15 protein-coding genes and 1 riboswitch are annotated in these 22,963 nt (G+C 72.6%); of the genes, 4 read left to right on the top strand and 11 right to left on the bottom strand.

Annotated elements, in window-relative coordinates; all coding sequences use genetic code 11:
- Positions 1-92: 92 nt before the first annotated feature.
- Positions 93-2,447, bottom strand: coding sequence for an ABC transporter permease (locus tag OHS33_RS28990; protein ID WP_330333353.1), 2,355 nt, complete (start codon positions 2,445-2,447; stop codon positions 93-95).
- Positions 2,448-2,592: 145 nt separating this feature from the next.
- On the bottom strand, positions 2,593-3,339 hold the full coding sequence (locus tag OHS33_RS28985) for an ABC transporter ATP-binding protein (protein ID WP_330333352.1): 747 nt from the start codon (positions 3,337-3,339) through the stop codon (positions 2,593-2,595).
- Between the two features lie 142 nt (positions 3,340-3,481).
- Between OHS33_RS28985 and OHS33_RS28980 the strand changes: the two genes are divergently transcribed.
- Both OHS33_RS28980 and OHS33_RS28975 read left to right on the top strand, forming a co-directional pair.
- A complete protein-coding gene (locus OHS33_RS28980) occupies positions 3,482-4,690 on the top strand; it encodes a sensor histidine kinase (RefSeq protein WP_330333351.1) in 1,209 nt (402 codons plus the stop codon).
- On the top strand, positions 4,687-5,370 hold the full coding sequence (locus tag OHS33_RS28975) for a response regulator transcription factor (RefSeq protein WP_330333350.1): 684 nt from the start codon (positions 4,687-4,689) through the stop codon (positions 5,368-5,370). Before OHS33_RS28980 ends, OHS33_RS28975 begins: the two co-directional genes overlap by 4 nt.
- Positions 5,371-5,445: 75 nt before the next feature.
- Here OHS33_RS28975 and OHS33_RS28970 read toward each other — a convergent pair whose 3' ends face one another.
- From OHS33_RS28970 to cobG, 3 genes are read right to left on the bottom strand one after another with little or no spacing between them, the layout of a single operon-like run.
- Complete coding sequence (locus OHS33_RS28970) at positions 5,446-6,993, bottom strand: precorrin-2 C(20)-methyltransferase (protein ID WP_330333349.1); 1,548 nt, start codon at positions 6,991-6,993, stop codon at positions 5,446-5,448.
- Entirely contained in the window at positions 6,990-7,637 is a 648-nt protein-coding gene (locus OHS33_RS28965) for a precorrin-8X methylmutase (protein WP_330333348.1), read from the bottom strand. Before OHS33_RS28965 ends, OHS33_RS28970 begins: the two co-directional genes overlap by 4 nt.
- Positions 7,634-8,998, bottom strand: coding sequence for a precorrin-3B synthase (gene cobG / locus OHS33_RS28960; protein WP_330333347.1), 1,365 nt, complete (start codon positions 8,996-8,998; stop codon positions 7,634-7,636). Before cobG ends, OHS33_RS28965 begins: the two co-directional genes overlap by 4 nt.
- A 520-nt stretch (positions 8,999-9,518) precedes the next feature.
- Positions 9,519-9,653, top strand: a riboswitch (cobalamin riboswitch).
- A gap of 40 nt (positions 9,654-9,693) precedes the next feature.
- Between cobG and cobN the strand changes: the two genes are divergently transcribed.
- Positions 9,694-13,320, top strand: coding sequence for a cobaltochelatase subunit CobN (cobN, locus tag OHS33_RS28955; protein ID WP_330333346.1), 3,627 nt, complete (start codon positions 9,694-9,696; stop codon positions 13,318-13,320).
- A gap of 80 nt (positions 13,321-13,400) precedes the next feature.
- Here cobN and OHS33_RS28950 read toward each other — a convergent pair whose 3' ends face one another.
- The 3 genes from OHS33_RS28950 to OHS33_RS28940 all read right to left on the bottom strand — a co-directional run bounded on the left by OHS33_RS28950 (position 13,401) and on the right by OHS33_RS28940 (position 16,519).
- Positions 13,401-15,083 (bottom strand): trypsin-like serine peptidase, encoded by a 1,683-nt coding sequence (locus OHS33_RS28950; protein ID WP_330333345.1) that lies wholly within the window; start codon positions 15,081-15,083, stop codon positions 13,401-13,403.
- 4 nt (positions 15,084-15,087) lie between these two features.
- Positions 15,088-15,441: a hypothetical protein gene (locus OHS33_RS28945; protein WP_330333344.1), complete on the bottom strand. Its 354-nt coding sequence runs from the start codon at positions 15,439-15,441 to the stop codon at positions 15,088-15,090.
- A 127-nt stretch (positions 15,442-15,568) separates the two neighbouring features.
- Complete coding sequence (locus OHS33_RS28940; RefSeq protein WP_330333343.1) at positions 15,569-16,519, bottom strand: hypothetical protein; 951 nt, start codon at positions 16,517-16,519, stop codon at positions 15,569-15,571.
- Between the two features lie 196 nt (positions 16,520-16,715).
- Between OHS33_RS28940 and OHS33_RS28935 the strand changes: the two genes are divergently transcribed.
- On the top strand, positions 16,716-18,974 hold the full coding sequence (locus tag OHS33_RS28935; protein WP_330333342.1) for a terpene synthase family protein: 2,259 nt from the start codon (positions 16,716-16,718) through the stop codon (positions 18,972-18,974).
- 39 nt (positions 18,975-19,013) lie between these two features.
- Here OHS33_RS28935 and OHS33_RS28930 read toward each other — a convergent pair whose 3' ends face one another.
- From OHS33_RS28930 to OHS33_RS28920, 3 genes are all read right to left on the bottom strand, one after another.
- Positions 19,014-20,282, bottom strand: a complete 1,269-nt coding sequence (locus tag OHS33_RS28930) for a GNAT family N-acetyltransferase (protein ID WP_330333341.1) — start codon at positions 20,280-20,282, stop codon at positions 19,014-19,016.
- Between the two features lie 82 nt (positions 20,283-20,364).
- On the bottom strand, positions 20,365-21,627 hold the full coding sequence (locus tag OHS33_RS28925; RefSeq protein WP_330333340.1) for a YncE family protein: 1,263 nt from the start codon (positions 21,625-21,627) through the stop codon (positions 20,365-20,367).
- Between the two features lie 157 nt (positions 21,628-21,784).
- Complete coding sequence (locus OHS33_RS28920; protein ID WP_330333339.1) at positions 21,785-22,936, bottom strand: XdhC family protein; 1,152 nt, start codon at positions 22,934-22,936, stop codon at positions 21,785-21,787.
- Positions 22,937-22,963 lie beyond the last annotated feature (27 nt).

Genomic DNA, 22,963 nt, shown 5'->3' with positions numbered 1-22,963 from the left:
CATGGGCGTTCTTGCCGCGCCGTGCAGTGCCCAGCACGCTTTTGCCGCGGCGGCCAGCGGCTCTGCTCGGTCCTGCTCGGCTCTGCTCGGTCCTACTCGGTCCGCAGCGCGGTGGCGGTCCGGGTCCGTGCCGCCCAGCGGGCCGGTGGCAGTGCGCCGAGCAGGGCGATCACGATCCCGCCGGCCAGCAGGGGGACGAGCAGCCCGGCGGTGTAGACGTGGGACACGCTCGGCGGCAGGTGCCGGCCGATCGCGTTCCCCATCGGGGTCAGCGTCGCCTTCTCCACCGCGACCCCGAGCGGGACCCCGATCAGCCCGGCGATCAGGCCGGTGAGTGTCACCGAGGTCAGCACCATCGCCATGGTCTGCCGGGGCGTCATCCCGAGGGCCTTGAAGATCCCCAGGTCGTGAACCCGCTCCCGGGTGTCCTGCACCACCGTGCTCAGCACCCCGAGCGCGGCGACCGCCATCATCATCAGCGTGAGCGTGGCCACCAGGGCGCCCATGGTGATCACCACGATGTTCTTGCCCCCGCCCGAGTTCGACTGGGCCGAGGCATTCAGCGGGGTCAGCGCGGCGGCGGCCGAGGTGGACCAGTCCGGTCCGCTGACGTTCGGGGCCAGCTCGACGTTGAACTGGTCGATGTGCGGGGTCAGACCGGCGGCGGTGAAGGTGGCCGCATCCGTCATGACCGTGTAGTCGCCCACGTTGGTGTCGAAGTTGATGCCGACGACCTTCAGCGACAGTTGCTTGTTCTGCTGCACCACGGTGACGTCGTCACCGACGTGGATCCCCACCGCCGAGGCCAGCTTGTCGCCGACCACGGCCTCGCCGGGCGCCGCGTACCAGCGGCCGGACAGCAGCTCCAGGTGCGTCCAGGAGAAGTCGCCGGTGACCGTGAACACCCTCGCCGGTTCGCCGCCGGGCGGGGCGGCGACCATGGTCGCGCCGCTGTCGCCCCAGCCGAACGCGGTCTTCGTGCCCGGGATCCCGGCGAGCGCGGCGGCCACCTTGGCGGCGTCCAGGTGCGGGTTGCGCGGGTCGTTGGGGCCGTAGAGACCCCAGGGCACGCCCACGGCGGCTGTGGGTATCACGTACTCCGGCCCGACGTTGAAGCCTGAGGTGCTGGTGTCCAGGTACTTGTTGAACCCGGTCTCCAGCCCCACCGCGAACGTGACGCTCACCACGCCGAACAGCACCGCCGCACCGACCAGTACGGCCCGGGCCGGCCGGGCGAACGGCTGGGCCAGCCCCAGCGACACGGCCCGGGGCAGCGGCAGTCGCGAGGCCAGACGCTGCGCCGCCTGACCGCCCCCGGCCTTGGGGGCGCGGCCGACGACCAGGGCCCGCACCGTCGGCATCCGGCCGGCCCGCAGTGCCGGGATCAAAGCCGCGACGCCGACGATCAGCAGGGTGCCCAGCGGCACCACGGCGCTGACCCACAACGGGATCGTGGCACCGGCCGCACTGGCCGCGCCGAGCTGCTGGGTGGCCCCGCCCAGGATCGGCAGTGCCAGGAGGTTGCCGAAAAGGGTGCCGAGCACCAGGCCGAGTGTCGCCGGGATCATGGCCTGCGCGGTGTAGGCGCGGGCCACCTGCGAAGGGGTGAAGCCCAACGACTTCAGAATCCCGATGCGCCGGATTCCCGAGGTCACAGCCCCGCTGACCACGATCGAGATGATCAGCACCGACATGAACAGCCCGAGGATCCCGAAGCCGATCAGGAACGGCACGTAGGCCTTGGCGTTGCCGGTCGCCTGCTGCTCCGCGGTCAGGTACGACTGTCCGCCCGCGACCGCGCCGGCCGGCGCGGCGGCGGCCACCGCCTGCTTGTCGCCTGTGATGTCGGCGGCGGTCCCGGCCTTGGTGAACCGGTAGAGCATCTGGACGTCGGACTTGGCACCGGCCGCGGTGAGCCGCGCGAAACCGTCGGCGGTGGCGAAGGCGGTCGCGCTGTGGGTCACCGAGTTGGCGAAGCCGACGACCTTGAACGACGGCTTGCCCTGCAGGGAGGAGAACACCACCGAATCGCCGAAGCAGTCGGTGGCATAGTGCTGCCACGGCAGGGCGATCTCGCCCGGGCCGGTCGGCCAGCGCCCCTGGGTCAGCGCCAGTTGGTCCATCCCGGAGGTGCTGCCCAGGTCGGGCCGGGTGGTGACGGTGATCGGACCGTTGTCGTGACCGGCCCCCTCCTTCTTGGGGCAGTCCGTGCCGATCGTCGTGTCCAGGGCGGCGGCGACCGGGTAGGGCCCGGCCGCCTCGGTGACGCCGGCGGCGTGCGCGGTGGCGGCGGCCTGCGCGGCCGTGGCCTTCGAGCCGTCGAACTGGACCGCCAGGTGCGCCCCGTTCCGAGCACTGAAAGCGTGCTCGAACGGGTCCTGCACGACGGCCAGCAGGCCGAGGGAGAGTACTGAGGACGTCACCGCGGCGAACGTCGTCAGAGCCATGACGAGAGACTGGACCCGACGGCGGCCCACGCCGGAACGTACGACCTTGCCCAGGGCGCTCACCGGCTCACCGCCGGCAGCAGGCGGGCCACGGCCCGGAAACCGACCTCGACGACGCGCCGGGGCATCGGCGGCTTGCGCAGTGTCATCGGACCTCTCCCGCCGAACGGGTCAGCGGCGGGCGGGCGGCCAGGCCGGCACCGCTGCCGTCGTTGACGACGTCCCGCTCGACCGCGCCGTCCACCAACTCGATCGTGCGGCGCGCGGTGCTCGCGGCCAGCTGCACGTCGTGGGTCACCAACAAGATGGTCTGGCCCTCGCTGTTCAGGTCCAGCAGCAGCTCGCGCACGTCCTCGGCCGAGCCCGAGTCCAGCGCGCCGGTGGGCTCGTCGGCCAGCAGCAGCGCCGGCTTGTTCATCAGGGCCCTGGCCACCGCCACCCGCTGCCGTTCCCCGCCGGACAGCCGCTGCGGATAGGCCTTGACATGCCGGTCGATGCCCAGCGAGTCGAGCAGCTCGACGGCCCGCCGCTTCGCTTCGCCCTTGCCCATCCCGGCCAGCTGCGCCGGAACCATGACGTTGTCCAACACGGTCAGGTCGTCCAGCAGGTTGAAGAACTGGAAGATCATGCCGATGGAGGCCCGGCGGTACTTCGCCGAACCGGCCTCGCCGAGCTGGTCGACGCGGGTGCCGTCGACGGTCACGGTGCCACTGGAAGGCTTGTCCAGACCCGCGATCAGGTTCAGCAGCGTGGACTTGCCACTGCCGGAATGGCCGAGGATCGCCACGCACTCACCAGCCGCCACGGACAAGGTGACGCCGGCCAGTGCGGGCGGACCGTCGTCGTACTTCTTTGTCGTGTCGCGAAGATCGATCATCGGTGCATTCGTCATGACCACGAACCTAGGAACGGACCACGATCCACCGCGTCGGCCGGCGGATGTCACCTCTTCCCAGGCCATCGGCCCGGGGGCGTATCCGGCGTACATCCCCGGGGCGACGCGCGGAGCCGACGCCACTGAATACGATCTCCGTATGGAACAGCTTCTCCAGCGTCTCTCGACATCGAAGCGCGTGACCTGGCTGATGTCACAGGCCGTGGTGCTGGCCACCACCTGCTTGTACGCGCTGATTCTCGCCTTGACGATGCTGCCCACTGATTGGGCGCACTACGACGGCCAGTTCAGGTTCCCCGGCCTCGCGCCCTTCCAGATGCTCGGTCTCTGCGTCGTGCTCGCCCTGCCGGTTCTGCTGGTGCGCCGTCTGCCGGCGGCGGTCTTCGCGACGGTCCTGGGCGAAGCGGTCCTCGGCGACGCCTTCGGTGCGCGGCCCTTGATCGTGTTCGTCCTGCTCGTCGGCCTGGGCTGGTACCTCGCCGTCCGGCGGCCCAAGGTTGCCGCCGTCGGCTCCCTCGCGGCCGTCGCGGCCGCGTTCTTCAACGACCTCCACGTCCGCGAGCAGACCGTCGGCGACGCGTCCCAGTGGGCCGGGCAGTTCGCGTTGTGGTTCGCGGTCGCGTGGGTCTTCGGGGGGGTGTATCGCAAACGCCGTGAATACCTCGGAGCCCTGCAGGAGCAGACCGCGGCCCGCGTCGTCATGGCCGAGCGGCTGCGGATCGCCCGCGAGCTGCACGACAGCGTCGCGCACAGCATCGGGATCATCACGGTGCTGTCGGGAGCGGCGGCGCGGGTCGTGGAGACCAAGCCCGAGCAGACGCGGCAGGCGCTGCGCGGCATCGAGACCACCAGCCGGGAGACGCTGCTGGAGCTGCAGCGCATGCTCGGGGCGCTACGCCGCGCCGAGCCGGACGACGCCATGCCGCAGGCCGCTCCGCTGGCGCCGGCCGGCAGCCTGGCCGACGTCCCGCAGCTCGTCGAACGCACGGCCGGCGCCGGGGTGCGGGTTCATGTGACCTGGCGGGGCGAGCGGCGTTCACTGCCGCCGGAGATCGAACTGTCGGCGTTCCGGATCATCCAGGAGTCGGTGACGAACGTGGTGCGGCATTCCGGGGCGCGGACGTGCCGGGTCGCGGTCGGTTACGAGTTGGAAGGAGTGAGGATCGAGGTGGTGGACGACGGGGACGACGGTCTCGGCGGGCCGGGCCGTCCAAGGCACTCCGCGGCCGGCGGGAACGGCTTCGGCCTGCTCGGCATGCGCGAGCGGGTGACGTTGCTGTCCGGCCAGTTCAGCGCGGGCCGGCGTCCGGAGGGCGGATTCCTGGTGACGGCGAGGCTTCCGGCATGAGCGTGCGGGTGCTGCTGGTCGACGACCAGCCACTGATGCTGGTCGGGCTCGGGATCCTGATCGGCGACACCGACGACCTGGAGGTGGTCGGCGAGGCCGGCGACGGCCGCGAGGCGGTGCGCCTGGTCCGTGAACTGCGGCCGGACGTCGTGGTGATGGACATCCGGATGCCGGGCATGGACGGGATCGAGGCGACCCGACAGGCGACCGCCGAGCCGGACCCGCCCAAGGTCTTGGTGCTGACGACCTTCGACCACGACGAGTACGTCTACGGCGCACTGCGCGCCGGGGCCAGCGGATTCCTGCTCAAGAGCATGGCCCTGGACGCGATCCTGGAAGCGATCCGCGTGGTGGCCGCGGGCGACGCGCTGATCGCGCCGAGCGTGACCCGACGGCTGATCGCGGACTTCGCCGGAACGTCCGGCCCCGCGGCCCCCGAACCGGACGCCGGGCCGGCCGCGGACTCGAGTCCCCTCGCGGGGATCACCGGCCGGGAGCGCGAGGTGCTGGCACTGGTCGGACAGGGACTGTCGAACCCTGAGATAGCCGAGCGGCTGGTGATCAGCGCGGCGACCGCGAAGACCCATGTCGCGCGTCTGTTCGCCAAGCTCGGGGCTCGGGACCGCGTCCACCTGGCGATCATCGCCTTCGAAACCGGACTCGTGCCGCGTGGACGGTAGGGGCCGACCAACAGCGGGAGCACTCGCGAACACCGTCGTACCAGCACCCTGACCAGCCCGTTCAGGATGGCAAGCTCACTGCGGATAACGCCGCGGCGTCCAGACGATCTGCCGTCCGTCACCGCGCCGCACCGTCCGGGTCTGTGAAGAACCGATGAGCAGCAGCGTCCGCATGTCCACCTGCGCCGGGTCCAGGTCGGCGAGCCGCACGATCCGGATGGACTGCTCGGGCCCGCCGACGTCCCGCGCCAGCACCACCGGGGTGTCCGGCGTGCGGTGTTCCAGCAGCAGCTCGCGGGCCTTGCCGACCTGCCAGGTCCGGCTGCGCGAGCCGGGGTTGTACAGGGCGAGGACCAGGTCGGCCCCGGCCGCCGCGTGCAGCCGTTCCGCGATGACCTCCCACGGCTTGAGCCGGTCGGACAGCGAGATCGTGGCGTAGTCGTGGCCGAGCGGCGCGCCCGCGGCCGCGGCGGCCGCGTTGGCCGCGGTGACCCCGGGCAGCACCCGGACCGGGATGTCCCGGTGCTCCTCCTGCGAGGCCACCTCCAGGACGGCCGTGGCCATGGCGAAGACGCCCGGGTCGCCGCCGGAGACCACCGCGACGCGGTGCCCGCGCCGGGCCAGGTCCAGGGCGAACTCGGCCCGCTCGGACTCGACCTTGTTGTCGGAGCCGTGCCGGATCTGGCCGGGCCGTACGGGCACCCGGTCGAGGTACGTCGTGTACCCGACCAGCACGTCGGCGTCGGCCAGCGCCCGCCGGGTCTCGGCGGTCAGCCACAGCGGCCCGGCCGGGCCGGTGCCCACGACCGCGACCTCGCCGACGGCGCCCGCCGCGGGCACGGGCCGCGAGCCGGGGTTGCCGATGCGGCTCGGCAGCACGGCGACGGCGAAGTACGGCACCGTCTCGGGATCGGTGTCGGCGAGCATGCCGGTGCGCTCACCGGCCATCGTCGCGCGCTCGACGTAGCGCGCCTCGGGCAGCCGGCCGGACTTCTCCATGGCCCGCCGCACGGCGGGGAAGGTGCGCCCGAGCTTCATCACCACGGCGGAGTCGGTGGCGGCCAGACGGGCCGTCAGCTCCTCCTCCGGCAGCGTGCCGGGCAGGATCGTCAGCACTTCCTCGCCCTCGACGAGGGGGGTCTGCAGGCGGGCGGCGGCGGCGCTGACGGAGGTGACCCCGGGGATCACCTCGGTCGCGTACCGGTCGGCGAGCCGCTTGTGCATGTGCATGTACGAGCCGTAGAAGAGCGGGTCGCCCTCGGCGAGCACCGCCACGGTCCGGCCGGCGTCGAGGTGCACGGCGAGCCGGGCGGCGGACTCCTCGTAGAACTCCTCCATCGCCCCCTGGTAACCGCCGGGGTGATCGGTGCTCTCGGTGGTCAGCGGGTAGACCAGCGGCTCTTCGACGTGGTCGGCCCGCAGGTGGGCGGCCGCGATGGAGCGGGCGATGGAGCGTCCGTGCCGGGCGCTGTGGTAGGCGATCACGTCCGCCTCGGCGATCACCTGGACGGCCCGCAGGGTCATCAGGGAGGGGTCGCCGGGGCCGAGGCCCACGCCGTAGAGCCGCCCGGCTCCGGGGGTGCCGGTCGTGCTGGGCGTGCTGGTGGTGCCGGTGGTGCTCATTCTTCCTCGCTCGCGATCGCGTTGACGGCGGCGGCGGCGATGGCGCTGCCGCCGCGCCGCCCCCGGACGATCAGGTGGTCCAGCCCCGAGGGGTGGGCGGCGAGCGCGTCCTTGGACTCGGCGGCGCCGATGAACCCGACGGGTACGCCGATGACGGCGGCGGGGCGGGGCGCGCCCTCCTCGATCATCTCCAGCAGCCGGAAGAGGGCGGTCGGCGCGTTCCCGACGGCGATCACCGCACCCTCCAACAGGCCCCGGTCGCGCCAGAGTTCCAGGGCGGCGGCGCTGCGCGTGGTGCCCATCTTCGCGGCGAGGTCCGGCACTTCCGGGTCCGACAGGGTGCAGATCACCTCGTTGTCGGCGGGCAGCCGCTTGCGGGTGACCCCGCTGGCGACCATGCGGACGTCGCACAGGACGGGCGCCCCGGCGTTCAGCGCGGCGCGGGCGCGCAGCACGACGTCCGGCGTGTAGCCCAGGTCCTTGGTGAGGTCGGTCATCCCGCACGCGTGGATCATGCGTACGGCGACCTGCGACACCGAGGCGGGCAGCCCGGCGAGGTCCGACTCGGCGCGGATCGTGGCAAAGGACTGCCGGTAGATCGCGGCGCCGTCCTTCTCGTACTCGAACACTGTGTACTCGCTCATCTCTTCACTACATCTGTCGCTGTCTGCTGCTGAGTCTGCTGAACCGCGGCGAGGGCGGCGGCCAGCTCGGTGGCGGTGCCCGGTACGCCGTCCCGCACCGCGCGCCCGTCGCCGTGGTCGCCCCCGGCCAGGGCGAGGCCGTATCCGCGGGGCCCGGCGACCAGGTCCACCCAGGCCGCGGCGCGCGGATGTCCGCAGCGCCGCTCGCACCCGGACCAGTGCACGGGCAGCGCCCCGCCCGCCGCGCCCGCCCGGGCCACCACGGCCCGCGCGTCGGCCCGTACGTCGGCGAGCGCCTTCGCGCAGCCCGGCCGCCCGGTACAGGCGGTCACGTTCTCCCACGGGCCGCCGGGGGCGGTGACGAGTCCGGCTCCGGCGAGCCGGGCGAGGGCGTCGGGCGCGGTGGCCGCGTCGACGCCGGGGACGACGATGCCGCGCCAGGGGGTGAGCCGCAGGGTCCCGGCCGCGGCGGCGGCCACATCGGCCAGCAGGCGCCACTGACCGGTGGTCAGCCGCCCGAGGGGGGCCAGTACCGAGAGCGCGACGCGGTCCGCGTCGGGCCCCGCCACCACTCCGGGCCCGGGGCCCGGGGCGGTCCGGCGGGCGAACCCGTCGGCCCGCTCGGCCGAAATGCCGTGCGCGCGCAGCCTGTTGATCAACTCAGCCGATTCCAGGCGGCATTCGGCGGGGAGTTCACTCACCCGCCACGCCTTGGTCCCGGCTTCGCGCACCAGGTCGAGGAAGTACTCGGCGGCCGTCAACGCCGCGCGGGGCGCGTCCTGATGAGCGACCGTCACGGCGTCGGTGTCATCGTGCGTCCACAGCACGGCCGTTCCGGTGGGCAGGGCGTGGACGCTCACATCGGGGGCGAGCGAGGTCACGTCGCCGCGCCCGTCGTCGAGGGCGAAGAGGAAGCGCCCGGAGAGCGCGGCCGCGGCCGGGCTCGCGCACAGCAGCCGGTCCAGCGCGCCGACCCAGGGGGTGACGTCGGTGCGCCCCTGCCGGTCGAGCCCGGACAGGGGTGAGGCGACGATGTTGCGGACGCGTTCGTGGGTGGCGGCCGCGGCGGGCAGCAGGGCGGTGGCGCCGAGCAGGGCGGCCAGTTCGCCGCCGCAGCCCGCGCCGAGGCCGCGCAGCTGCGCGTTGCCGCGCGAGGTGAGGTCGAGGTGCCCGTCCCCGAGCCGGTCCGCCGCGTCGGCGAGTACCCCGGCCGCGTCGGCGGTGAGCAGACCGCCGGGGATCCGGATCCGGGCGAGGTGCCCGTCGTCCGCCGCGTGCAGGCGCAGCGCACCGGGGCAGGCGTCACCGCGGTCCCGTATGACGGGTTCGTCCCGGGATGCGGCGGAGGAGGGCGGGGGCATGGCGGCGAGCATACCCACGATCCGGGCCGCCCGACCTGTGTCCGTCACCACGCCGCCCCTCTCCGCGAAGCCGCCCCGGGCCATGGCTCGGCTCCGGTTCGCGGGTGCGGGTGCGCGGTGCCCGCGCCTTTGCCTCCGGCGGGTCCTCAAACGCCGGACGGGCTGAATTCCCCGGCCCGTCGGGCCGTCGGCGGGTCCTCAAACGCCGGACAGGCTGAATTCCCCGGCCCGTCGGGCCGTGCGGCGCAGCCAACGGAACCAGCGCGGCCACATCCAGCCCGCCCGGCGATTGAGGGCCCGCCGGAGGCCCCACGGCCCGCGCCGGCCTCCGGCGGGCGGCGCCAAGTACCAGCCCCGCCGGCGTTTGAGGCGCCGCCGGAGGCCCCACGGCCCCGCGCCGGCCCACGCACCGCGGCCACCACACGCCCCCGCGCCCCCACCACCCGCACCGCAGGGCACCCCTACCGGCCCCCACCTGCCGTTTGCCCGTCGCGGCACCTAGGATGACCCCCGACGGGCCATTCGGCCCGTCATCGCCGAGGACGGCGACATGGGAGGAAGCCCGGTGCGATTCCGGCGCGGTCCCGCCACTGTGAACCCGGCAGCCGCCAAGCGCGGCCCCGCCGGGTGAGTCAGGAACTCCCGTCGTCCTCACTGCCCGGGGCGCGGAAACCCCGAGGAAGGCCCGCCGCCGCATGATCCTGCTGCTGTCGACGTCCGACACCGATCTGCTCAGTGCCCGCGCCTCGGACGACGGCCCGGTCCCGTACCGGTTCGCGAACCCTTCCCGGCTCCCCCTGGACGACCTCCCCGCGCTGCTCGACGGCGTGGACCTGGTCGTCGTACGCCTCCTCGGCGGCCTGCGCGCCTGGCAGGAGGGGCTCGACCTGCTCCTCGCCGCCGGCCAGACCCGTCCGGTCGTCGTGCTGACCGGCGAACAGGCCCCGGACGCCCAGCTGATGGAGGCGTCCACCGTCCCCATCGGCATCGCGGCCGAGGCCCACGCCTATCTCGCGCACGGCGGCCCCGCCAACCTGGCGCAGCTGGCCCGCTTCCTCTCCGACACGGTGCTGCTGACCGGCCACGGCTTCGACCCGCCCGCCGCCGCCCCCACCTGGGGCCGGCTGGAGCGCGCGGCGGCCCCGGCCACCGGCCCCCGGATCGCGGTGCTCTACTACCGCGCCCACCACATGAGCGGCAACACCGCCTTCGTGCACGCCCTCTCCGACGCCGTCGAGCAGGCGGGCGGCGTGCCCGTCCCGCTGTACGTCTCCTCGCTGCGCTCCCCCGAAGCGGAGCTGCTCGCCGAACTGGCCACCACGGACGCCATCGTGACGACGGTCCTGGCCGCGGGCGGCACCCGCCCCGCCGAGGCCTCGGCGGGCGGCGACGACGAGTCGTGGGACGCGGGCGCGCTCGCCGCGCTCGACGTGCCGATCCTGCAGGCGCTGTGCCTGACCGGTTCGCGCGCCGCCTGGGAGGAGAGCGACGAGGGCCTGTCCCCGCTCGACTCGGCCAGCCAGGTCGCGGTGCCGGAGTTCGACGGCCGCCTGATCACCGTCCCGTTCTCCTTCAAGGAGATCGACGAGGACGGCCTCCCGGCGTACGTCGCCGATCCCGAGCGGGCCGCCCGGGTCGCGGGGATCGCCGTACGCCACGCCCGGCTGCGGCACACCCCGAACGCCGAGAAGCGGATCGCGCTCGTCCTCTCCGCGTACCCCACCAAGCACTCCCGCATCGGCAACGCGGTCGGTCTCGACACCCCCGCCAGCGCCGTCGCCCTGCTGCGCCGACTGATCGCCGAGGGCTACGACTTCGGTCCGGCCGAGGAGATCCCCGGCCTGGTCTCGGGCGACGGCGACGAGCTGATCCGCGCGCTCATCGAGGCCGGCGGCCACGACCAGGACTGGCTCACCGAGGAGCAGCTGGCCCGCAACCCGGTCCGGATCCCGGCCGCCGACTACCGGCGCTGGTACGCCGGACTCCCCGGCGAACTGCGCGACGGGGTCGAGCAGCACTGGGGGCAGGCCCCGGGCAACATGTTCCTGGACCGCTCCCGCACCACCACCGGCGGCGACCCCGACGGTGACATCGTGCTGGCCGCGCTGCGCCGCGGGAACCTGCTCATCCTCATCCAGCCGCCGCGCGGCTTCGGCGAGAACCCGATCGCGATCTACCACGACCCCGATCTGCCGCCCTCGCACCACTACCTCGCCGCCTACCGCTGGATCCAGGCCGCGGCCGAGGACGGCGGCTTCGGCGCCGACGCGATGATCCACCTGGGCAAGCACGGCAACCTGGAGTGGCTGCCGGGCAAGAACGCGGGCCTGTCGGCGGCGTGCGCGCCGGACGCCGCGCTCGGCGACCTCCCGCTCGTCTACCCGTTCCTGGTCAACGACCCGGGCGAGGGCACCCAGGCCAAGCGCCGCGTCCACGCGACCCTGGTCGACCACCTGGTGCCGCCGATGGCCCGCGCGGAGTCGTACGGCGACATCGCGCGCCTGGAGCAGCACCTGGACGAGTACGCGCAGATCTCCTCCATGGACCCGGCCAAGCTGCCGGCGATCCGCGCCCAGATCTGGACCCTGATCCAGGCCGCGAAGCTCGACCACGACCTGGGCCTGGAGGCCCGGCCGGACGACGACGGCTTCGACGACTTCCTGCTCCATGTCGACGGCTGGCTGTGCGAGGTCAAGGACGCCCAGATCCGCGACGGACTGCACGTGCTCGGCGGCGCCCCGGCCGGAACGGACCGGGTCAACCTGGTCCTGTCCATCCTGCGCGCCCGCCAGATCTGGGGCGGTACGACGGCACTTCCGGGCCTGCGCGAGGCGCTCGGCCTGGACGAGGCCGCGCCCACCCGCACCTCCGCCGACGAGGTGGAGGCCGTGGCCCGCACCCTGGTCGAGGCCATGGAGGCGGCCGACTGGGCCCCTTCGGCCGTCGCCGCCGTCGCCGGGGGGCACCCGGCCGGGGTCGCGGACATCCTCACCTTCGCCGCGACCGAGGTCGTCCCGCGCCTCGCGGCCACCACGGACGAACTGACCCACGCGGTGCACGCCCTGGCGGGCGGCTTCGTCCCGGCGGGCCCGTCCGGTTCGCCGCTGCGCGGGCTGGTGAACGTACTCCCCACCGGCCGCAACTTCTACTCGGTGGACCCGAAGGCCGTCCCCTCCCGCCTCGCGTGGGAGACCGGCCAGGCCCTCGCGGACTCGCTGCTGACCCGCTACCGCACGGACAACGGCGAATGGCCCGCGTCCGTCGGCCTCTCCCTGTGGGGGACGAGCGCGATGCGCACGGCGGGCGACGACGTGGCCGAGGCGCTGGCGCTGCTCGGCGTCCGTCCGGTGTGGGACGAGGCCTCGCGGCGCGTGACGGGTGTCGAGCCCATCCCGCTCACGGAGCTGGGCCGCCCGCGCATCGACGTCACGCTGCGCATCTCGGGCTTCTTCCGGGACGCCTTCCCGCACGTCATCGGCCTGCTGGACGACGCGGTGCGGCTGGCGGCGGGGCTGGACGAGCCCGCCGAGGACAACTTCATCCGGGCGCACGCCCAGGCCGACCTGGCCGAGCACGGCGACGAACGGCGCGCGACCACCCGTATCTTCGGCTCGCGCCCGGGCACCTACGGCGCGGGCATCCTCCAGCTGATCGACTCCCGCGACTGGCGCACGGACGCCGACCTGGCGGAGGTCTACACGGTGTGGGGCGGCTACGCCTACGGCCGCGGCCTGAACGGCCGTTCCGCGCGCACCGAGATGGAGACGGCGTACAAGCGCATCACGGTGGCCGCGAAGAACACGGACACCCGCGAGCACGACATCGCCGACTCGGACGACTACTTCCAGTACCACGGCGGCATGGTCGCCACCGTCCGCGCGCTGCGCGGCACGGCCCCCGAGGCGTACATCGGCGACTCGACCCGCCCGGAGACGATCCGCACCCGCACCCTGGTGGAGGAGACCTCCCGGGTCTTCCGCGCCCGCGTGGTGAACCCGAAGTGGATCGAGGCGATGCGCCGCCACGGCTACAAGGGCGCCTTCGAGCTGGCGGCGACCGTGGACTACCTCTTCGGCTACGACGCCACGACCGGCGTGATCGCCGACTGGATGTACGACAAGCTGACGCAGACGTACGTGCTGGACCCGGAGAACCGCGCCTTCCTGGAGGAGGCCAACCCCTGGGCCCTGCACGGGATCGCCGAACGCCTGCTGGAAGCGGAATCCCGCGGCATGTGGGAGAAGCCGGACGCGGAGACCCTGGAGGCCCTGCGCCAGGTGTACCTGGACACCGAGGGCAACCTGGAAGCGGAAGCGGAGTAACGCTCCGCGGACACGACGACGGGCCCACCCGCTCAGGTCATACCTGAGCCGGTGGGCCCGTCGCGTGCCGGTGTCCGGACCTACTTCGGGGTGACCAGCGTCCGTTCGGCGCCGAAGGCGGCACCGGTGTGCGCGTACATCGTGGTCTCGCCGTCGGACCAGCGGATGAGCAGGTCGTCCGCCCAGCCGTTGGAGTCGTAACTGCCCGCCGTCATCACCACGTCGTGGGTCCAGATGCTCGCCGGCGGGGCCATCTGGATCTCGTTGCCGATGCCGCCGGGGCCGGTCTCCTGGAACTGCGAGACCCGGCCGTCCGACCAGCGCACCAGGGTGTCCCAGTTCGCGCCGCCCGTGAAGTCGCCCGCGGTGACCAGCGTGGCCTGCTTCCAGGCGTCGTTCGCGGCCAGCAGCTGGTGCTCCACTCCGAAGCCGCGGTCACCGACGGCGGTGTAGTCGGTGAGTTCGCCGTCGCTCCAGCGCACCAGCAGGTCGGTCACGTTGTTCGCGGTGCCGAAGTTGCCCGCCGCGATCTGGTCGGCGTGGCTCCAGATCGAGCCGGAGTCGGCCAGCTTGATGCCGCCGCCCACACCGTTCGCGCCGACGTCCGGCAGGATCCGTACCTCTCCGGTGCTCCACACGGCCAGCAGGTCGGAGCCGCTGCCGCCGGAGAAGTCGCCGCCCGTCAGGGATTTGACGCCCTGCCAGGTCGGGCCGGGGGCGGCGAGCCTGCTCTCGCCCGAGAAGGCGCCCGTGCCGTCTCCGGTGTAGAGCGTGACCTCGCCGTCGGTCCACACCACGATCAGGTCGCCCTTGCCGTCCCCGGTGTACTCGCCGGAGGCCAGCAGCCGGGCGTGCGACCAGGTCTCGCCGCTGCCCAGGGAGTAGGGCAGCGCGGGCTGCTGGTAGCCGCCGGTGCGGGTGACGTGCTGGCCCTTCTTGGCCTCGTCGTAGAGGCGGAAGAACCAGTCGCCGTGCATGGGGCTGTAGGTGATTTCGTTGTAGGCCGGGTCGCTCTTGTCGACCTTCGGGCCGCCGCCCCAGTAACCGCCGACGTTGCCGATGATCTCGCCGACGCCCGTGGTCCAGTCGATCTTCGAGAACCAGGGGCCGCCGGAGACCCCGCCCCACATCCCGGCACACTTGGCCTGGATCTGGTAGAAGCCCGGCAGCCACTCCGTACGGACCGGGCAACGCACCGCGTGATCCTCGGGGTTGTGGCTGGAGGGGTATCCGACCATCGTCACGTCATTGATGTAACCGGGAGTGCGGGCGAGCGTGTTGCCGCCCACCACGTCCTGGGCGTTCTTCCCCGCCGAGGACGGCTCCAGCCGGCCGAACGCGAAGTCCAGGTCCGAATCCGGGGCAATGCTGTCCTTCACGAAGCGGTTGTCCCTGAAGAAGTCCCCGACCCGGTAGAAGCCGTAGGTCTGCTTGTCCAGGCTGTACTCGGTCCGGTACCAGGGTACGAAGACCCTCGCGGCGCCGTAGGTGCAGTGCCCCGCGGTGAGGATCAGGTTGCGGCCCGGGCTGTCGACGACGCTCGCCGAGCAGGTGTGCGCGCGCATCTCACCGGTATCCGGATCGGCGCTGTATTCGAACAGGACGCCGACGGACTTGGGCCCGAGGATGTGCTCCGCGGTCGGCATGGAGGCCGCCGCGGACAGGGAGCCCGGCTTGGGCAGCTTGGGGGCCTTGGGCGGCGCGGGTGCGACCCGGGCACTGAGCGGCACCGCGGGCCGCGCCGCGTCGACGGCCGAGGCCATGCGTTCAGGCGTCCAGAACTTGATGGCGTCCGCGTCCGTCCATGTCAGGGAGGCTGCCGTCGGCGCCGTGCTCGGTGACCCGCTCGGCGAAGGCGAGGCGGTCGCGCTCGGCGAAGGGGACGTGCTTGCCTTGGGCGCGGGCGCCGAGGGCGTGGACTTGGGCGCCGACGTCGGCGGGGGCGTGGGCGTGGGTATCGCGGACGCGAAGGCCGCGGCCGGGGGCGTCGGCACCGGGGCCGGGCTGGTCGCGGGCGCTGCCTGGGCGACGAAACCGCCGCTCGCCAGGATCAGCGCGGCGCCGGCCAACGAGACGCCCAGACGGCGTATTCGACTGGGTGATGAGGGGTGCAAGGTTCACTTTCCGGTTCATTTGGGCACAACACAACACAGCGGAAATAAAGTCAGGGGCATGACAGGCCGGAGCCAGGGGCCAGAGGGCCGGAGGGCCCGCGGCAGCGGCAGCGGCAGCGGGGCGAGGAGCGTCGTTACGCCGCGTCCGGTCCCTTGTTGCGGCGGCGCCGCGCGAACACGGTCCCGGTCACCGCGGCGAGCACGAGGAGCGCGGCGGCGCCGGCCCCGCCGATCAGCCAGGGCATCCGGTCCGGCACCGGGTCGCCGGCGATGGTGACCTGGCGGGTGGTGGTCTCCTTGCCGTGGTGGCTGACGGCGGTCATCGGGTACGTACCCGCCGCGGTGGCGCGGCGGACCCGGCCGTGGCCCGCGTAGACCGTGCCGCCGTCGTCGCACTTGCAGCCCGGGTCCTCCGGACTGTTCCTCGTGAGGGTCACCGGACCGTCGAACACCGGTGATTTCACCACCACGCTCCGCTCCCCGTCCGCCGCCCGGTAGTCGGTCAGGACCACCAGGGCCTCGGCCCCGGGGCGGACGGCCACCGACGCGTCGCCGCCGATGAACTTGCCCCGCGGACCGAGGACGAACCGGGTGATGTCCGCCGAACCCGGCTCGATGACGGTGAGCGTGGCGGTGGCCACCGTACGGCCCTCACTGCTCGCGGTGACGGGGTACGTCCCGGGCGCGATGTCGGCGCGGACCCGGTACGTGCGCGCCGGATCGGCGGCCCGCCCGGTCCCCGGCTGCCCTCCGGGCTCGGGGACGAACGGCACCGGCTCCGCCAGCGCGGGCGAGGAGACCACCGCCTCCTTCCAGCCCTCGGGCATGCCTTCGAGCCCGATCCAGATCTGGCCGCCCGTCTCGATCTGGGCGAACGGCCCGGAGAAGCCCAGCCGCGGCCCGGCCTCGGAGACGGGCGCCCCGGTGGCCGAGGCCGAGGGTGAGGCCGAGGGTGAGGGTGCCACAGCCGCCACGACCCGGGCCCCGGCGTCGGCGTCGGCGGCGTGGGCCGCCCCCATCGGGGCCACCGCACCCAGCAGGACGAGACCACTCACGCGCATCCCGCACACCCATCGTCTGCTCATGGGAGCACTCTGCCAAGCCCGCTCATGGATCTCCATCACATTCTTCCCGGCCGCGCCACCCAACACCGCACCCGTCACCTGAAGCAGTGAACTACGCCTTGTCCGACCGGAATCAGGGGTAGGGCCGTGCTGATCTCATGCGGGGGCGCGGGGCGGACCCGCGCCCCGCAGCCCCTGACGAAAGGCCGAGCCTCCCGTGACGCAGCCGTTCCAACTGCCGGATTTCTACGTGCCGTATCCGGCACGCCTGAACCCCCATCTCGAATCGGCCCGGTCCCACACCAAGCAGTGGGCGCGGGACCTGGAGATGCTGGAGGGCTCCGGGGTCTGGGAGGAACACGACCTCGATTCGCACGACTACGCGCTGCTCTGCTCCTACACCCACCCCGACTGCGACAGCGAGGCCCTCTCGCTCGTCACCGACTGGTACGTGTGGGTCTTCTTCTTCGATGACCACTTCCTCGAAATGTACAAGCGCTCCCAGGACCGCGAGGGCGCCAAGCACTATCTGGACCGGCTCGCCGCCTTCATGCCCATGGACCTGGCCGACGGCTTCCCGGAGGCCACGAACCCGGTGGAGGCGGGGCTCGCCGACCTGTGGGCACGGACCGTCCCCCACATGTCGATGGACTGGCGGGAACGGTTCTCCTTGAGCACCCGCAACCTGCTCAACGAATCGATGTGGGAACTCGCCAACATCAACATCGGGCGGATCGCGAACCCGCTGGAGTACATCGAGATGCGCCGCAAGGTGGGCGGCGCCCCCTGGTCGGCGGGCCTGATCGAATACGTGTCGGCCGAGGTGCCCGCCCGGATCGCGCACGCGCGCCCGCTCGCGGTGCTGCGCGACGCCTTCTCGGACGCCGTGCACATCAGGAACGACATCTTCAGCTACCAGCGCGAGGTGGCCGACGAGGGCGAACTCTCCAACGCCATCCTGGTGCTGGAGACCTTCCTGGACTGCAGCACCCAGGAGGCCGCCGAGGCCTCCAACGACCTGCTCACCTCCCGGCTCCAGCAGTTCGAGCACACCGCGCTCGCCGAACTCCCCCACCTCTTCGCCGACCACGCCATGGACCCGGCGGAGATCGCGGCGGTCCTCGCCTACGCCAAGGGCCTCCAGGACTGGCAGTCCGGCGGCCACGAATGGCACATGGTCTCCAGCCGCTACATGAACAAGGAGGCGCGGTCCACCAGCCCCGTCACCCTGCCCTTCCTCCCCTCCGGGCTCGGCACCACCGCCCTCGACGTCCGGTCGGTGTTCGCCCCGCGCGCCATGGACATGCGCCGGCGCAGCTTCACGCACGTCCCCTTCGAGCGCACCGGCCCGTCCGTGATCCCGGACATCCGCATGCCCTTCGCCCTCGAACTCAGCCCCCACCACGGGTACGCCCTGGAGGAGTCGGTGGCCTGGTGCCGCCGGATGGGCATGCTCGACCCGCAGCCGGGCGACCCCGCCTCCGCCATCTGGACCGAACAGAAGTTCCGGGGCTACGACTTCGCGCTCTGCTCCGCCGGAATCGACCCGGACGCCACGCCCGAAGCCCTCGCGCTCAACGCGTGCTGGCTGAGCTGGGGAACGTACGGGGACGACTACTACCCCGTCGCCTTCGCCCAGCCGAAGAACCTGACCGCCGCCAAGGCGGCCACCGCCCGGCTGATCGGCATGATCCCGGTGGATCCCGCCGAGGCGCTCGTGCCGGTGACCGCGATGGAGCGCGGGCTCGCCGATCTGTGGCTGCGCACCGCGGCCGGCATGGACCGGGCGGTGCGCGGTGAATTCCGGGCCACGCTCGTGGACATGCTGGAGAGCTGGCTGTGGGAGGTGGAGAACCAGATCCTGAACCGGATCCCGGACCCCGTCGACTACGCCGAGATGCGGCGCGCCACCTTCGGCAGCAACCTGACGATGTACCTGTGCCGGCTCGGCCAGTCCGGACGGGGCATCCCCGAGGAGATCTACCAATCCGGGATCATCCGCTCCCTGGAGAACGCGGCGGCCGACGCCGCGTGCCTGATCAACGACATCTTCTCCTACCAGAAGGAGATCGAGGTCGAGGGCGAGGTGCACAACTACGTGCTCGTCACCCGGAACTTCTTCGACATCGACTACCCCCGGGCCCTGCACATCTGCCACGCCCTCCAGACGCAGCGCACCGAGGAGTTCGAGCACATCGCGCAGACCCAGCTGCCGCTGCTCTACGACGACTGGAAGCTCGACAAGGAGGCCCGGGCCGGACTCGACGCCTACGTCCACGAACTCCAGGACTGGCTCGCGGGCATCCTCAACTGGCACCAGAAGGTCAAGCGTTACCGCGAGGAGGACCTGCACCCGCTGCCGGAGGCCCTCGGCGGCGACATCGGGCTCGGCTCCGGATCCCCGCTGTGGAACCCGGACTTCGGGATGTCGGCGGTCAAGGCGATCGACTCCCTCAGGACCGCGCTGACCTCCTAGAGCCGGCCCACTAGAGCCGGCCCCCTGGAGCCGGCCCCCCTAGAACTCGTCCGCCGTGTGCGGCAGCAGCTCCGTCCGCAGGGCGTCGTCCAGGGCCGCCGCCGCACCCGGTGTCCGCTCCTCGACGAGCCCCGCGGACACCAGTTCCACCACGCGGGTCCCGCCGAGGTAGCAGGCCGCCAGGTCGCGGACGTCGAGCGCCAGGTCCGCGGGCGCCGCGGTGGCCTCGTACGCCGCCCGGCCGGGCCCGGCCGTCAGCCGGAACCGCCCCGCGTTGGCGGGCAGGCGTACGTCGGCCAGCTCCAGCACCAGATCGACCGGCGCGGCCCACGCCCGCGCGGTCAGCGCCGCCCGTACGTCGACCAGCCGCAGCCAGAGCGCCGGGAACTGGCCGGTCACCCGCACCTGGTCCCGGTCGGCGGCGAAGTGCAGCAGCGGATCGTCCAGCGGACGGCCCCGGGCGACCACCTTGCCGGTCAGGTCCAGGGAGGCGAGGCAGCTCCACAGGGCGGCGGCCACGGCCGGGGTGTCCGCCTCCAGTTCCTGGACCTGGACCAGCCCGGGGACCTTGAGGGGCCCGCCGCCGTCCTCCGGCTTCGTCCGGTAGAGGACGTACCCGGCGAGGGGTTCCCCCGTCTTCCCCACCGCGATGATCCGCGGCGGGCTCAGTTCCTCGTCCTCCTCGTCCTCCTCCCGCAGCCATTCCTCGCGCCAGCGGTAGGCGTCCCGGGTCGGGCGGCCGGCGCGCAGCGCGCGGGACGCCTCGTGGTGGGGGCCGAGGACGGCCGGGGCGTCGGCCGGGTCGATCAGGCGCAGCGGGCGCCCGTCGGGGGTGACGCGCAGGGCGAGGGGGCGGGTGGAGTCGATCTCGATGGTGGCGCCCTGGGTGGCCGAGCCGTAGCCGAAGCGGCCGTAGATCAGGGATTCGGAGGCCCAGAGCGCGGCGACGGGCCGCCCGGCGGCGGCCGTGCGGCGCAACATCTCCTCCATCAGCCCGGTCAGGACGCCGCGGCGCCGGTGGGTGGGCGCGACGGAGACGAAGGTGAGGCCGGGGCAGGGCAGGTCCCCGCCGGGCACCGAGAGCCGGAAGCGGTGCGCGGCCATGAAGCCGACGAGCACGTCCCCGTCGTAGGCGGCGAGCCGCTCGCAGCCGAGCAGCATCGTGTGGTGGTGCTCGCGCACCTCCTTCTCGGGGCGGTCGTGGAAGACCATGTACGCGAGTTCCAGGGCCCGGTCGACATCGCCCTCGGGCACCTCGCGAATCTCCACCGACTTGTCTCCGCTCCGCTCCACACGCATGTCCGCCATGATCGGGAGACTAATCGGTCATGGGCGGACTGGTCACCTCAAAATGGCCGGATTCGCCTGCCTGACGGGGAGTCTTCGCCGGTCAGCCCGCGGCCGGGCCCGTCCAGCCCGCCGGGACGTGGCCGAGCCGTACCCGCTGCGGGTGGTCCCCGACCGGTACGGAGACCCGCTTGGCGCCGGTGGCGAAGTCGATGGCCGTGACCCGGTCGGCGCCGCTCTCGGAGATCACGCAGGCCGTCCCGTCGCCGTCGACCGTGGCCCAGTACGGCTTGTCGGCGGGTACCAGCGGCCCTTCGGCGAGGGTGGCCCGGTCCACGACCGTCGCGTAGTTGTCCGTGGTTCCCGCGATGCAGAGCTTGGCGCCGTCGGGGCTCATGGACATGCCGTGGTGGCGGGAGTCGTTGACCCAGGTGGTGCGGTCGGTGCTGGTGGCCGGGTTCTCGGGGAGGGTCTTGATCCGGGTGATCCGGTCGGTGGCCACGTCGTACTCCAGGAACCCGTTGAAGAAGGAGACCTGGAAGTACAGCTTCGACTCGTCGGGGCTGAACGACATGGGGCGGATCGCGTCGGAGAGGTCCGGGCGGCCGAAGGCGTCGAGGCGGGCGCGCATGTCGATCACGCGGACCGTGCGGAAGGTCTGCGCGTCGGCGACGGTGATCTTCCGGTCGCCCTTCGTCCAGTCCAGCCAGGGCGCGTCGAGCGCGGAGGTGACGTCCCCGATGGAGCTGTTCCACAGGTAACGGCCGTCGTGGGTGAAGGTGTTCTCGTGCGGTTTGTCGCCGGTGGCGAAGGAGCCGAGCTGCCGGCCCGTCGCGATGTCCAGGACGTGCACGGTGTTGGCGGTGGAGGCGGAGACCGCGACCCTGGTGCCGTCCGGCGACACCGCCATGTGGTCGGCCCGGTAACCCGCCACCGGGAAGCGCCAGTTGATCCGGCCCGTGCGCAGGTCGACGGAGACGACGTCGGCGAAGCTGGGGCGGGAGACGACGACGGCGCCGCCGTCCGGGGTGGTGTACATGTCGTCCACGAACTGGTCGTGGCCCTCACCGGCGGTGTTGCGGATCCCCAGGAAGAAGCCGAGCTTCACCGGGTTGAGGTAGATCTCCCGGAGCCGCTCCTCCTTGTCGGGGATCACGTTGATCCGGCCGACCTTGCCGAGGTCTCCGGTGGAGGCGAGGACATCGGCGGTCCCCTCCCAGTTGTTCCCGACGAACAGGACCTCGCGCAGGGCGGGTCCGGCCGCGGGCACGGCCGTGGCGGCCGCGGGCGCCGGGCCCGCCGCGAGCAGGGCCGCGGCCAGGGCGCAGACGGCCGGCAGGACGCGTAACGAGGCGGTCCGGGACATTCGCTCAACTCCGTTGCGAGGGGGCTCTGTTACCGGCCGGTAAAATAGGGGCAACGACAAAAAGGCGCAACCCCCACGGGGTCGCGCCCTTCTCTCACATCACCGGGTCAGGGGCTCAGCTCACATCAGGGGCTCAGCGGCTCAACGAGGCTGCGCTTCAAGCGACGACGCCGATCCGGCCGACCACGGTGGCCGAGGCGTCGTGGTGGATCGGGGTGTGGGCGCCGGTGAGGGCGCGCCCGCTGCCGCCGCGGCGGCTGGCGACGATCTCGGCGGCGATGGACAGGGCGGTCTCCTCCGGGGAGCGGGCGCCGAGGTCCAGGCCGATGGGCGAGCGCAGCCGGGCGAGTTCCATCTCGGTGACGCCGACCTCGCGCAGCCGCGCGTTGCGGTCCTCGTGCGTGCGCCGCGATCCCATCGCGCCGACGTAGGCGACCGGAAGCTTCAGGGCCAGTTCGAGGAGCGGTACGTCGAACTTGGCATCGTGCGTCAGCACGCACAGGACCGTACGGGCATCCACCGGGGTGTCGGCGAGGTAGCGGTGCGGCCAGTCCACCACGATCTCATCGGCCTCGGGGAAACGGTTCTTCGTGGCGAACACCGGCCGCGCGTCGCACACCGTCACGCGGTAGCCGAGGAACTTGCCCACCCGCACCAGGGCGGAGGCGAAGTCGATGGCGCCGAAGACGATCATCCGCGGCGGCGGCACGCTCGACTCGACCAGGACGGTGATCGGGCGGCCGCAGAGCCGTCCGTCGGCGCCCATCTCCAGGGTTCCGGTCCGGCCCGCGTCCAGCATCGCGCGGGCCTCTTCGGCGACCGTGCGGTCCAGCTCGGGGTGTCCGCCGAGGGTGCCCTCGTACGGGCCCTCGGAACGGACCAGGATCGCCCGCCCCATCAGTTCGGCCGGACCGTCGGCGATCCGGGCGACCGCGGCCGCCTCGCCCTTGGCCGCGGCGGCCAGCGCCGCCTCGAAGACGGCCCGGGCGGGCGAGTTCACGGGCAGCGGGGTGACCAGGATGTCGATGATTCCGCCGCAGGTCAGACCCACGGCGAAGGCATCGTCATCGCTGTACCCGAAGCGCTCCTGGACGGTCTCGCCGTCTTCGAGCGCCTGCTGGCACAGCTCGTACACCGCGCCCTCCACGCACCCGCCGGAGACCGAACCGATCGCGGTGCCCTCACTGTCGACGGCGAGGGCCGCTCCGGGCTGCCGGGGTGCGCTGCCGCCGACCGCCACGACCGTGGCGACGGCGAAGTCACGTCCCTGCTCGACCCACCGGCTGAGTTCTTCGGCGATGTCCAGCATGTGCGGCCTCCTCGGAGGATCGGGTTT

The organism is Streptomyces sp. NBC_00536 (assembly GCF_036346295.1).
In the GTDB taxonomy this organism is placed as follows: domain Bacteria; phylum Actinomycetota; class Actinomycetes; order Streptomycetales; family Streptomycetaceae; genus Streptomyces.
Note: the sequence above shows the minus strand (reverse complement) of the source record. Positions and strands in the feature narration are given on the sequence as shown.

Excerpts from the sequence above, each read along its gene's own strand:
- OHS33_RS28975 (WP_330333350.1), top strand. The coding sequence starts at position 4,687 with ATGAGCGTGCGGGTGCTGCTGGTCGACGACCAGCCACTGATGCTGGTC.
- cobN (WP_330333346.1), top strand. The coding sequence starts at position 9,694 with ATGATCCTGCTGCTGTCGACGTCCGACACCGATCTGCTCAGTGCCCGC.
- OHS33_RS28965 (WP_330333348.1), bottom strand. The coding sequence starts at position 7,637 with ATGAGCGAGTACACAGTGTTCGAGTACGAGAAGGACGGCGCCGCGATC.
- OHS33_RS28980 (WP_330333351.1), top strand. The coding sequence starts at position 3,482 with ATGGAACAGCTTCTCCAGCGTCTCTCGACATCGAAGCGCGTGACCTGG.
- OHS33_RS28940 (WP_330333343.1), bottom strand. The coding sequence starts at position 16,519 with ATGAGCAGACGATGGGTGTGCGGGATGCGCGTGAGTGGTCTCGTCCTG.
- OHS33_RS28925 (WP_330333340.1), bottom strand. The coding sequence starts at position 21,627 with ATGTCCCGGACCGCCTCGTTACGCGTCCTGCCGGCCGTCTGCGCCCTG.
- cobG (WP_330333347.1), bottom strand. The coding sequence starts at position 8,998 with ATGCCCCCGCCCTCCTCCGCCGCATCCCGGGACGAACCCGTCATACGG.
- OHS33_RS28985 (WP_330333352.1), bottom strand. The coding sequence starts at position 3,339 with ATGACGAATGCACCGATGATCGATCTTCGCGACACGACAAAGAAGTAC.
- OHS33_RS28970 (WP_330333349.1), bottom strand. The coding sequence starts at position 6,993 with ATGAGCACCACCGGCACCACCAGCACGCCCAGCACGACCGGCACCCCC.
- OHS33_RS28950 (WP_330333345.1), bottom strand. The coding sequence starts at position 15,083 with ATGGCCTCGGCCGTCGACGCGGCGCGGCCCGCGGTGCCGCTCAGTGCC.
- OHS33_RS28990 (WP_330333353.1), bottom strand. The coding sequence starts at position 2,447 with ATGGCTCTGACGACGTTCGCCGCGGTGACGTCCTCAGTACTCTCCCTC.
- OHS33_RS28930 (WP_330333341.1), bottom strand. The coding sequence starts at position 20,282 with ATGGCGGACATGCGTGTGGAGCGGAGCGGAGACAAGTCGGTGGAGATT.
- OHS33_RS28920 (WP_330333339.1), bottom strand. The coding sequence starts at position 22,936 with ATGCTGGACATCGCCGAAGAACTCAGCCGGTGGGTCGAGCAGGGACGT.